General features: G+C 60.8%; 10 protein-coding genes and 1 pseudogene. 9 read left to right on the forward strand and 2 right to left on the reverse strand.

Going from position 1 to position 11,102, the window contains the following annotated elements; genetic code table 11:
- Window positions 1–437: pseudogene (locus CWO89_RS33325) on the reverse strand (hypothetical protein); the annotation flags it as partial.
- 285 nt (window positions 438–722) lie between these two features.
- On the opposite strand from CWO89_RS33325, the gene CWO89_RS33330 reads away from it, so the two are divergent.
- From CWO89_RS33330 to CWO89_RS33340, 3 genes are all read left to right on the forward strand, one after another.
- A complete protein-coding gene (locus CWO89_RS33330; RefSeq protein ID WP_130582728.1) occupies window positions 723–968 on the forward strand; it encodes a hypothetical protein in 246 nt (81 codons plus the stop codon).
- 344 nt (window positions 969–1,312) lie between these two features.
- Complete coding sequence (locus CWO89_RS33335; RefSeq protein WP_245476699.1) at window positions 1,313–1,699, forward strand: hypothetical protein; 387 nt, start codon at window positions 1,313–1,315, stop codon at window positions 1,697–1,699.
- Window positions 1,700–1,888: 189 nt separating this feature from the next.
- Complete coding sequence (locus tag CWO89_RS33340) at window positions 1,889–2,323, forward strand: hypothetical protein (RefSeq protein WP_130582735.1); 435 nt, start codon at window positions 1,889–1,891, stop codon at window positions 2,321–2,323.
- Between the two features lie 59 nt (window positions 2,324–2,382).
- On the opposite strand, the gene CWO89_RS33345 is transcribed toward CWO89_RS33340, so the two are convergent.
- Window positions 2,383–3,270, reverse strand: a complete 888-nt coding sequence (locus CWO89_RS33345) for a VOC family protein (protein ID WP_130582729.1) — start codon at window positions 3,268–3,270, stop codon at window positions 2,383–2,385.
- Window positions 3,271–4,126: 856 nt separating this feature from the next.
- On the opposite strand from CWO89_RS33345, the gene CWO89_RS33355 reads away from it, so the two are divergent.
- The 6 genes from CWO89_RS33355 (at window position 4,127) to CWO89_RS46265 (ending at window position 10,880) form a co-directional block, all read left to right on the forward strand.
- Entirely contained in the window at window positions 4,127–6,373 is a 2,247-nt protein-coding gene (locus CWO89_RS33355) for a TOMM precursor leader peptide-binding protein (RefSeq protein WP_130582731.1), read from the forward strand.
- 94 nt (window positions 6,374–6,467) lie between these two features.
- On the forward strand, window positions 6,468–7,841 hold the full coding sequence (locus CWO89_RS33360) for a SagB/ThcOx family dehydrogenase (RefSeq protein ID WP_165421430.1): 1,374 nt from the start codon (window positions 6,468–6,470) through the stop codon (window positions 7,839–7,841).
- A gap of 209 nt (window positions 7,842–8,050) precedes the next feature.
- On the forward strand, window positions 8,051–8,680 hold the full coding sequence (locus CWO89_RS33365) for a DUF1326 domain-containing protein (RefSeq protein WP_130582732.1): 630 nt from the start codon (window positions 8,051–8,053) through the stop codon (window positions 8,678–8,680).
- 49 nt (window positions 8,681–8,729) lie between these two features.
- Complete coding sequence (locus CWO89_RS33370) at window positions 8,730–9,551, forward strand: DUF2182 domain-containing protein (protein WP_130582733.1); 822 nt, start codon at window positions 8,730–8,732, stop codon at window positions 9,549–9,551.
- 202 nt (window positions 9,552–9,753) lie between these two features.
- The gene (locus CWO89_RS48305) at window positions 9,754–10,044 is read left to right on the forward strand and encodes a hypothetical protein (RefSeq protein ID WP_245476700.1); all 291 of its coding nucleotides are present in this window, start codon (window positions 9,754–9,756) and stop codon (window positions 10,042–10,044) included.
- A gap of 509 nt (window positions 10,045–10,553) precedes the next feature.
- Window positions 10,554–10,880 (forward strand): hypothetical protein, encoded by a 327-nt coding sequence (locus CWO89_RS46265; RefSeq protein WP_165421429.1) that lies wholly within the window; start codon window positions 10,554–10,556, stop codon window positions 10,878–10,880.
- Window positions 10,881–11,102 lie beyond the last annotated feature (222 nt).

The following is an 11,102-nucleotide window of genomic DNA, read 5'->3' on the forward strand; positions in this document are numbered from 1 at the left end:
GCCTGCGGCCGCTCGATTGGCGCGGCTTCGCGCGGCGCGGGAGGCGCGCTCTGTGCCGGCGCGGGCGGGGGGCGGTGCAGGAGCGTGGCGAGACTGGACCGTGCCGATGGCCAGTAGAAGACGGCCGCGCCAGCGATCGCGAGAACGAGGAATACCGCTGCCAGCCGAATGGCCGTACCGAAGACGCCCGATCGTTTTGATTGGTTGAAGGGGGAGGGAGCCGCAGTCGGGCGCTGCGGCAATTGTGGCTTGGCCGTGCCTGGGCTGGTGGGCGACGCGGGCGGTACGACTTCCTGGCTTCGCTCGGCAGAGAAGCGTTCGACCTCGCCGATTGCGCTTTCGAGCACCTCCATGGTCTGCCGCGAATGTCTGGCGTCGCCATGTCCGAATTGCTCGAGCAGCCTGATGCGGGCCAGTTCATAGACCAGCTCACGCATTTGCGCCGGATCATTGGCGACGGACTGCACCGCGCGGAGAGAATGCGAATGAACTCCGCCCTCATCGCCGAATTTTGTGCAGTGTCAGACGGGTCGCCGGAAGCAGTCATTGCAATCGATCAAACATCTTCCCTCTGCCTAGCAGCAAGAGCGCGGACCTCAAAGTCCGATGCATGATCTGTGGATGCCGCCACCGTCCGCCTGAGGACGGATGGACATAAGGCGCTTGCTTTTGCCGGAAAACCTGCAACATTCCGGGGAGTCATTCTTTAATCGGTACTTGATATGCGCGGCGTCCTGCCAATTCTGGGTCTTTCAGTAGTTTTGATGCAGCCGGCACTGGCGCAGGGCATCAAGGATCCGCCGAATTATCCAATGTCGGCTTCGCAGCGCGCGCAGAAGGCGCAGACAGGTCAGAGCGCGTCACGGCCCACGGCGATCCGCAACGTTGCAACCGGTAGCCTGCCGGCGGGCATGGCCGTCCAGCGGGTGTACCGGGACGGCAAACTTGTCGCACTCCCGCGATATTAGATCGCGGGAACCGTAGGCGGGCTTAGGCGTTTCTCGTCGCTCAGGAGGCAAAGCGATGAAGGGCGTATTGTTGTTCGCGGCTGTATTGATCATCCCATGCGCCGCTGCCGCGCAGGGGGTCAGAGACCCGTCGACCCCGAGCACGAACCAGGTCTTCACGGTAAATCCACCTCAGCAGCCTGCGCGTCCGACCGCGACGCCCAACGTACCGACCCAGATACCCTCGCCACCGCTAGGGGTACGGCGCGCGATACCTTCTCGAAGCGGCGTGCGGGGAAGCGGCGGCCATAGCGGCGGCGTATATTAAGGCGCACCTATCTCCGGTTGCGCGCGGTGGCAGCGGGATGAGTGGATTGAAGGCGGCGGCCACCATCATCCTTGCGCTCAGCATCCTTGATGGCGCAAGCCTGTCCCAGGCTCAGGAAGATGTCGCGGCCAGCGCCACGGATGATGGTCTGCTGCAGCCCGAAATATCCCGCAACGCGTGGCGGCAGAGGATCGAGGACGCGAAAAGAAGGGCCCGGGAAGTCGCGCGCGAGAGGCGGGAGCACCCCGAGCTCTACATGCCGATTCCCGAAGATCCCGACCTCATCGCCACCGAGCGCGTGCTCAACGACGAAAGCCTGCAGACCGGCGACATCGTCTCAACCAACAAGGGACTATTTGTCTTCCGCGGCCGTATCGACCAGCCGCGGCGCCAGGAGGATTTCGTCCCTTTGTCCGCGCGATGAGCCCGGTGGCAGGGCCGCGTTGGCTGGCTGGTCGCCAGCAGCCGGGTTTTGCCGGCCGGCGCGGCCTGCACATAAAGAACCCAAAGCGAGGTGCTTGACGCGAGCCTGGACAACTCGCACATCCGAGCGAACCGTCCAACGAACGCCATCAATGCCCACGATTTTGCGCTGCAAATCGGTCAGAAAATTATGGCCTCACGCCCGAGCACCCGCATCGCCCGAAAAGCCCGCCACAAAGCTGAGGCGGATTTTGCCACTTGGCTCATGATGGCCAAGCTCGGTAGCTTCGATGACTTACCTCCAAATGCGCAAGCGTTCCTGCTTGACTATCGAGCCAGGCTTGAGCGGATGAGCGAGGCCGAGTCGAAGGTGGTGGCGGTTCGCGAAGTCTACGCCAGCTATTATAGCGAGATGGGCGGCCTTGGCCCGGCGCCAGAACTGGAAGCCCTCGTGACGTCAGTGGATGACGGCGCCGTGCGGTCGCAGGGACAGCGTAAGCCACAGCCCGCTCGGCTGGCCGCGTCCGCCCCCGACAGGCCAGCCGTCCGAAAATCCGTGCCGGCCCTGCTAATTTTCGCAGCCATGGTGGCTCTGATCGTCGCCTACAAATTTCTGATGAATTAGAGCGTTTTCGAGCGAAGTGGACACCGGTTCGCGTGAAGAAAACGCGTCAAAACAAGAATCTAACGCTTCGGCTTGGGGAGCACCATCCTGCCCTGGGAAACAACGCCACCCCACTTGGCGGACCAACCGACTTCCGAGGCGGAGGGCCGCTCGGCGACTTTCTGACCCCGAGCACCCTGCAGCGCAAACAGCGCGCCCTGGGGATCGACACATCGCGCGATCCAGCAGCCATCAGGCAATTCGATCGGCCCCTGGAGAATCCGGCCTCCGCCAGCATTCACGCGCTTGGCAGCCGCGCCGATATCGTCGACATTGAAATAATAGAGCCAAAACGGTTGCGACACGCTCGGAAGCTTGGTGAGCATGCCACCGATCGTCTGCCCGGCCGCCGAAAACAATTGATACAAATCTGCGGGATCGGTTTCAGCGTTGGCTTTGTGCCAGCCAAAAAGCTCGCCGTAAAAATCAAAGATCTTGTTCCGGTCTTCAGCCAGCAACTCGTGCCAGCCCACACGCCCGGGCTCGTCCAACCCGACGGGTTGCCGTTGGCCATATGTCAGCCCAGTGACCAGCGCAAAGGTCGCCCTTTGCGGATCGGCGACCACTGAAATTCGGCCGATATTGCTGCCCGTTGGCGGTAGCAAGATAGCGCCTCCAAGACGCCTGATCTGTGTGGTTGTCGCATCGATGTCATCGACGGCGACGTAACCGACCCATCTCGGCGTTGCCCCCAATCGCCGCCCCTCTTCCGGGAGATCCATAAGCCCGCCAACCGGAACGTCGCCGGCAGCAAGCACCGTGTAGGTCAGTTCGGGGGTCGACGCATCCTTCACACCCCAGCCGACGACCTCGCCATAAAAGGCACCTGCTGCCGCGACGTCCGTGGTCAGGAGTTCATACCAGGCGAAATGTCCGAGTTGATTGATCAAGCCAATTTCTCCGCTCAAGCCTGGCGACGATTGCGCACTGCATCAAGTCGCGCGCGTTGCAATCCGCGCTGCGGTGCGGACCTTCGTTGCGATCGAAGAAAATGCGGCGACTTCGTTCATGAAGATGAATGCTATCTGAACGAGTGTCGTTACATTTTCGTGTGTGCATCAATCTTGCCTGCCTTATTTGCTCGGCGTAGGATGACTTAAACGAAGATCCTTCTTGCAACGTTGGAGGATGCGACCATGGCGCGGGTGAAGCAAGCTTCGAAAAAGAGGCGAGTAACCAAGACCGCCGTACCGGCGCTAGGAGTCGCCGGACTAACTTTTTCGCTAGCGGGGAGCGCATCGGCAGCGGCCGTACCAACGGGCGACGTGCAACAGAGGCCGAATTTCTCACCTGGCTTGATGATCACGCTCGGTGAAGAGGAACTTGCCGACGTCAGCCTCGCCACCTTCCATCTCTTCGACAATGAAAACCTCGGCAGCGGCGTGCAGCTAGCCCAGCGCGGCTGCGGTGGCTGCCGTGGATGTGGTGGCTTCCGGGGATGCGGTGGCTTCCGCGGATGTGGTGGTTGTCGCGGCTGCGGAGGCTGTGGATGCAGATCCTGCCGATGCGGCTTCGGATGTGGTGGCTGTGGCATTGGAATAGGGATAGGAGTGCCGTGGGTAACATGCGCAGGTTGCTGCGCATCGTGGGGCCGGTGCCGCTGGTGCTAGGCGGCGGCGCTTCCTGATTGTGTACCGACAAGCCACGATTTCATTGGCCGGGCTCGCGATCGACCCGGCCATTTCTGTTTTCGTTGCAACGCTCGCGGCTCGCCGTGCGCTGGCGATCTGAAATGACAGGCAACAGGATCCGCGTGCTGACCCGATGAAAGCCAATCGCAAGACCTCTGTTGCGAAACAGACCCGCAAAGACATTTTGCGGTTCGCGCCAAACTTCACCGCCTATGTGCTTCCTCCCGATGCGGTCTGCCTCTATTCCGAGGATCGCAAATTCTTCCTGCACGGCGAGCTCTATTGCGCGCTGGCCACGGCGATCGGAAAAAATGGAAGAGCGGCGCCGGAGCTCATTCGCCAGCTTTCGAAGAGCTTCCCGCCCGACAAGATCGAGGAAGCGATCAAGCGGCTGCTCGAGCGCCGATATGTCGTGACAGCAGCATCGCACGGATTCGCAGGCGCTGTCGCTGGATATTGGGCGAGCCTCGGCCTGCCTCTCGAGCTCGCGGAACAGAATCTCCGCGATTGCCCGGTGCAGGTGGAATCGATCGATGTCAAAGGCGCGAGCGAACTTACCGCCGCCTTGAGCAAACTCGGCGTTCACTTCGCCAAGCGTTCGCCCAAGCTCGTGATCACGCTGGTGAACGACTATCTTGACCGGCGGTTGGCTGAGATGAACCGCGAGCGCGTGTCTGACAAGACGCCCTGGCTGCTGGTGCAGCCGTCGGGTGTGTTTCCGCTGGTCGGACCCGTGCTCAAACCGGGCGAGAGCGCCTGCTGGACGTGTCTGTTCGATCGCATGATACGCAATCGGGAGATCAAGGGGTTTCTCGACCGCGGACTGGCGCGTGCGGTCGCCGTATCGCCTCTGGTCAACGACACCATCGGGCAGACCGCCATCCACTTCGCTGCCGTCGAAATCGCGAAAGCGATTGCCTCCGGCTTTCGCGCGGATCTGCGCGATCACATTGCAAGCTTCGACCTGACCGGTGCGGTCATCGCCAAGCACTATGTCGCGCGGCGCCCGCAATGTCCCACCTGCGGCAGCAAGAAGCTGCAGAATCCGCGCCGGGCGGCGACGCCGATCGAGATTGCCGAGGGCAGAAAGCTCATCATGACCAGCGGCGGATACCGCACCGTGACGTCTCGAGCCACCGTTGCGCGTTTCCGCAAACATGTAAGCCCGCTGACCGGCGTGGTGACGCGGCTCGAGCGGATCGAGGCTGATCTGCCGATGAACACCAATTTCTACGCCTACCACAATTTCTCTGCGCCGGCCCAAAGCATCGACCAGCTCAGGTCGGGACTGAGCGGCGGCAGCTTCGGCAAGGGCTCCACGGCCGAGCAGGGCGAGGCCAGCGCGTTGATGGAAGCAATCGAGCGCTACTCGGGCATTTTCCAGGGTGACGAGATCACGACGGAGCGCCGCTTTATCGATTTCGCTCCCGGCGACGCCGTTCTTCCCAACGACGTCCAGCTTTTCAGCGAAGCACAGTTTCAAAGCAGACATGCCCCGTCACCGGACGATTCACATCCGGTTCCTGAGCCGCTCGATCCCTCGACCAAGACCGAGTGGTCACCGGTCTGGTCGTTACGCGACAAGCGCTTCAAATATCTTCCGACCGGCCTCTTGTACTTCTTCTATGGCGGCTTCCATACCGATTCCAACGGATGCGCGGCCGGTAACACCCGCGAGGAGGCCATCGTTCAAGGCTTTCTCGAACTGGTCGAACGCGATGCCTATGCCATCTGGTGGTACAACCGGCTGGAGCGTGCCGAAGTCGACCTCAAGCAATTCGACGATTCCTATGTGCAGGATCTGCAAGCCCAGTTTGCCGATGCCGGACGCAGGCTTTGGGTGCTCGACATCACCAGCGATCTCGGCATTCCCGCTTACGTGGCGATCACGCACTGGATGCAGAACGGACACGAAAATATCGAGTTCGGTTCCGGCGCGCATTTCGATCGCCGCATAGCCCTGCTGCGTTCCCTCACCGAGCTGACCCAGTTCATGTCAATCGGCATGATGGGCGGTGGAAGCGGCGAGAAGCCGACGCTTGACGGTGTCACGCCGCTGCGCCTGGAAGATTATCCGTTCCTGATCCCCAGCGACAATCCGATCGTCCCGCCGGCGCCGAGCCTTAAGGTTCACGACAATACGCGCGACCAGGTCAATGCCTGCGTCGAGATCGCCACCGGCGCGGGATACGATTTCCTTGTGCTCGACCAGACGCGGCCCGACGTCGAGGTCCCCGTCGTCAGAGTGCTCGTTCCAGGCTTGCGGCATTTCTATCGCCGCTTCGCGCCGGGCCGGCTTTATGATGTTCCGGTGAAGCTTGGATTACTGGATCGCCCGCGACTGGAAAGCGAACTCACTCCGTTCCTACCACACACCTGAGGGTTGGTCTTTGGTGCGCGCTCCCCGGAAAAAGCCAACCAGGAAGATCGCGCCACTCATTGCTATCAGATTGAACGGTCGTTTCTCCCTTCATATGCAGGCGGATGGAAGCATCGCCACCTCCCTGGGCGACTATTCGGTCAATCTGGGAACATTCAGCGCGGCCGCGATGGACCGCGCGGGACATCTGGCTACCGGTCTGCCGCTCGCTTCCTTTGCCGGCAAGAGCGCGCTTGCGAGGGAAGTCGACGTCCTGGTGCATCGACTGGCGCGGCACGGGCTTGTCGAATACCGCCTGTCCTCTCCGCGTGACGAGCAGGACCTCGTGGTCATCGAGCCGCAGGTCGCTGGATACTGGCCGCAATGCGCAAAGCTGGGCAATGGTGACACCGTCGTGTTGTCGCGCTTCGCCTATCTGCGCCGGCGCGGCAACGAGATGGTGCTGGAATCGCCGCGCGCCGGCGCGCTGTTTCGGATTGGCGATCCCGCCATCGCGGCCACCCTCGCTGCACTGTCACGGCCGCAAAAGATCAGCAAGCTTCGCCGCCACGCGGCCTCCTTCAACCTCGATCTCCTCGCACTGCTGCTCGACAGCCAGATCCTGCTCAAGCTCGACGCGAAGAGCGGCGAAGGCCTTCGGTTGAATGAAGGCGACGGCAATCTCGTTCTCTGGGACTTTCACGATTTCCTGTTTCATACGCGGAGCACGGAAGGCCGGCATGCCAATCCGCTTGGCGGCACCTTCGCCTATGCGGACGCCGTTCCACCGCTGCCCGCGGTGCGTCCACCCTGGCCGGGAAAGAAAATCGATCTGCGCAAATTCTCAACGTCGGAGCCGATCTCACCCTTCGCGAAGCTGTTGCGCGAACGCCATTCGATACGGGATTTCGACGACGAGCACCCGATCACGCTCGCCGAGCTCGCGCAGTTTCTCGACGCTACAGCCCGCGTCCTTTCGGAATGGAGCGGAGCGAATTTCGACGGCGGTCCCGAAGTGACCTACAGCACAAGGCCCTATCCGGCGGCGGGTAGCGCCTACGAGCTGGAACTATACCTGGCTGTCTCGAACTGCGAGGGTCTTGCACGCGGACTTTATCACTACGACGCGGGCGGCCACGCATTGGTAGCGATCGGCGCCTCAGCCCAGCAACTCCATGCGCTCTCGACTGCGGCCGAGTTTGCCATGGACGCGCCCGGTCCGCCGCAGGTCCTGATCACGATCGCCGCGCGCTTTGGGCGGATCTCCTGGAAATACAGCTCGATCGCATATTCGCTGATCCTGAAGGACGTTGGCACCCTGATCCAGACATTCTACCTGGCGACGACTGATATGGGCCTTGGCGGCTGCGCCATCGGCACCATCAACATCGATCTGTTTGCAAAAATGACGGAGCTCGAATTTCATGTAGAGAGCCCGGTCGGCCAATTCGCACTCGGACGCGGCAAGAAACCGCTGGCCGCAAGCTAGAAAGGCAACGGAAGGAAGCGAACTCCTTCTTGAGCCGGGTGAGGACCTGCCGCTGGGCCCGGCGGTGTGGCTTCAGCGCCTCCGCGGCATGTGTTGGAGCAGGTCTACAGTGGAATCGGCTTGCGGTTCCTCCCCGCGCGGCGTAATTTTCAACTACACGTAGATCATTCGGAAGCAATCTGTCGGGTTCGGCCTAGCGGGAGAGAGCGATGGCGGACGTCCCATGGCACCTTTCCGGTGACTATTTCGAGAATTGCAATTGCAGCATCGTGTGTCCGTGCCTTGTGTCAGCGGCTGCCCCGTTGACCTCACGACCGACCGAGGGCTTTTGCAACGTACCGCTGATCTTCCACGTCGAGAGTGGCCGCTATGGCGACATCGCGATCGATGGACTCAATGTTCTGGTTGTCCTCCACGCACCTGGGGTCATGGCAGACGGAAATTGGTCGGTGGCCGCCTATATCGATGAGCGCGCCAGCGATGAGCAGACCGAGGCTCTAGCTGCGATCTTCACCGGCGCCGCCGGTGGTCCTATGGCCGCGTTCACACCGCTGATCAGCAAGAACCTGGGGGTGAAGAAGGTCCCAATCACATTCCGGATCGACGGCAAGACGCGGTCCGCGGAAATCCCGGGTATTCTGCACATGTCCGTCGATCCGTTGCCGACCATGCATCCGAGCGGGGAAATGTGGGCGAACATCGGCCATCCGGTTAGCCCCGACAGGATGGTGATGGCAGTCGGCGCCTCCGGCAATACGTTCAGCGATCATGGCATGCGCTGGGATAATTCCGGCAAGAACGGCCTCTATGCGCCGATCCGCTGGTCGAACCAGGCTTGATGCAGCTCCTGATACGGTCCTGCGACAAGGCCGGCAACGTCAATCGCAAATGACCGACAGCACCCTGGAAACCGTGCTGCGGCGCGATCGCTGGATCGTCGGCGGCGCGATCGGCATCATTGTCGCGCTGGCATGGAGCTATCTGCTCTGGCTCGCCAACGACATGGACATGGGCGGCATGGACATGACCGGGTTCCGCATGATCCCGGCCGGGATCGGAATCATGTTGCCGGCCAACGAGCCATGGCGAGCGATCGAGTTCGCGTATGTGTTCCTGATGTGGGCGGTGATGATGGTCGGAATGATGGCACCATCGGCAGCGCCCATGATCCTCATGTACGCCCGCGTGGGTCGACAGGGGAAAGCGCAGGGCAAGCCGTTCGCCGCGACCGGCTGGTTTGCGGCCGGTTATCTCCTCGCCTGGAGCGGCTTCTCGCTGGCAGCAACCTTTCTCCAATGGGTGGTTGAGCGGGCAGCCCTGCTGGATTCCCGGATGGCGATCGCCAGCAACCTGCTCGGCGCAATCGTGCTGATCGCGGCGGGAGTCTATCAATGGACACCGCTCAAGGACGTCTGTCTCGCCCAATGCCGGTCGCCGTTTCTATTCCTGATGCGCCACGGCGGCTTTCGCGACGACCCGCGAGGCTGCCTGCTGCTGGGGCTTCGGCACGGAGGCTATTGTGTCGGCTGCTGCTGGGTCTTGATGGCGCTTTTGTTCATAGGCGGAGTGATGAACGTGCTTTGGATTGCGCTTTTGGCGCTGCTTGTCCTTTTGGAGAAAGTTACGCCGGTCGGACGATGGATCGCGCGTGCTGCCGGCATTGCATGTGTGGCCGCGGGCGCTTGGCTGCTGGTGTCCTTGCCGCAGTGATGAGCAGCCTGCTTACCGTTCGGTTCGAATTGCCATCAGCAACAGCGCAAGTGTAACTCGACCTTACCGTCCCTCCATTACTTGCTGTCCACGCCTACGAGCCGCCGTCGGCTAGGCCGTGTGCGGACAACCGTCTCCTCATAAAGAGGGGCCTCGCGCCAGGTCGATCCGGGCAGTAAAAGCCGCCACTCTGAAACAAAAGTTGATCGAATCCTCCAAGAAGAGCGAGGATATTTCCCAGAAATGGCTTGATTTCTCCGTTCGGTATTTCCCGGCGGTATTTATTTATTTGATGAGTAAGCAGGTCATGACTGATCAACAATCAGCTCTACAGGCAATTGGCGAAGCCCAACTCATTTTGGAAGAATGCGTCCGGTCGTGCCCCAAGGATGATGTCCATATCCTTGATGAGTTGGTGGAAACTTTCGAACGCTCCGGCTTGACCGTTGCTGTAAGTCGATTGCAGCAACGAAGCGGTTGGGTGCACTTATGAGGCAGCCGCTACAATCGTTAGCTTTGACCGCTTGTATTTCTGTGCTCCCGTTGGTCGGGACGTCAAATGTGCAGGCAACGCAACAATGCAGCGCCGCGATGCCATCAAATCCGCAGGGGCAGTGGTGGTCCTATCGTCTCATCGACGGAAGAAAGTGCTGGTATGCGGGCAAGCCCATGCTTTCGAAATCGTTGCTCGAGTGGCCCAAGGAGGCATCTCCCGCACCTCGTTCTCCAGAAGCTGGCGGCGTCCTCATAGCGAAGGCTGGAGATCCAATAGACGCACAAGCGGTGCCACTGAAAGACTCTGACACCTTCGAAGCGCGATGGCGTGCCCGTATATCTATTTGTGGGACATGCAATTGACCAACAAGGACACATCGCGGCGAAGATCGAGGACGAATTCGAGCTGCGCATTCGATTATTTGCGTCCAGGATACTGGGGCGAGCGAAAAGAGGCCGCCAACTGCTGCGGCCCCTTTCCTAGGCCTGAGGTGAAAGTCACCGCCAATGGCGATGATGCCGCCAGCCATGGTGGTGGCCGCGGTACCAACCGTAGTGATGGCCCCTGTGCCAACCGTAGTGATGGCCGCGACCGCCGTGATGGCCCCACCCGTGCCCATGACCATGACCATGGCCGCCTCTGACCTGAATGACCGCCTCATCGGCGCCACCCAGCGTATAGGGTGTTGCTGCGGGCATAGCCGACGCCGACATAATTGGCGCAAGTGCAAAAGCACAGCCGGTAAGTCCGATTATCAGAAGCCGTTTCATTTTGGTGCCTTCTCCTTCGTGGCAAATGCTTCTGCGGACTATCAGCTCCGTTTTGAATATTGACTGAACGGTGCATTAAACGCCCGTTCAGCGCCGTTGCGACTGGTTTGTGGGATCGCAATAATTTGGGTCATCTGTCCGAGCTTCGACCGATGTCCTGACGGGTCACCCGGCTTTCGCCTTGGGTCACGACGGGCAAGGCTCGGATCGAGCTAATGGTTCTGTTCAAGAAGCCAACATCTCGGCGTTAATGAGCCCCCTGGACGAGTCTAGTACCCACTTTTC

Source organism: Bradyrhizobium sp. Leo170 (genome assembly GCF_004296405.1).
Classification (GTDB): domain Bacteria; phylum Pseudomonadota; class Alphaproteobacteria; order Rhizobiales; family Xanthobacteraceae; genus Bradyrhizobium.

Bases quoted from the DNA above. Each gene is read 5' to 3' on its own strand.
- CWO89_RS33330 (WP_130582728.1), top strand. From the start codon at position 723: ATGCGCGGCGTCCTGCCAATTCTGGGTCTTTCAGTAGTTTTGATGCAG.
- CWO89_RS33335 (WP_245476699.1), top strand. From the start codon at position 1,313: ATGAGTGGATTGAAGGCGGCGGCCACCATCATCCTTGCGCTCAGCATC.
- CWO89_RS33340 (WP_130582735.1), top strand. From the start codon at position 1,889: ATGGCCTCACGCCCGAGCACCCGCATCGCCCGAAAAGCCCGCCACAAA.
- CWO89_RS33355 (WP_130582731.1), top strand. From the start codon at position 4,127: ATGAAAGCCAATCGCAAGACCTCTGTTGCGAAACAGACCCGCAAAGAC.
- CWO89_RS33360 (WP_165421430.1), top strand. From the start codon at position 6,468: ATGCAGGCGGATGGAAGCATCGCCACCTCCCTGGGCGACTATTCGGTC.
- CWO89_RS33365 (WP_130582732.1), top strand. From the start codon at position 8,051: ATGGCGGACGTCCCATGGCACCTTTCCGGTGACTATTTCGAGAATTGC.
- CWO89_RS33370 (WP_130582733.1), top strand. From the start codon at position 8,730: ATGACCGACAGCACCCTGGAAACCGTGCTGCGGCGCGATCGCTGGATC.
- CWO89_RS46265 (WP_165421429.1), top strand. From the start codon at position 10,554: ATGGCGATGATGCCGCCAGCCATGGTGGTGGCCGCGGTACCAACCGTA.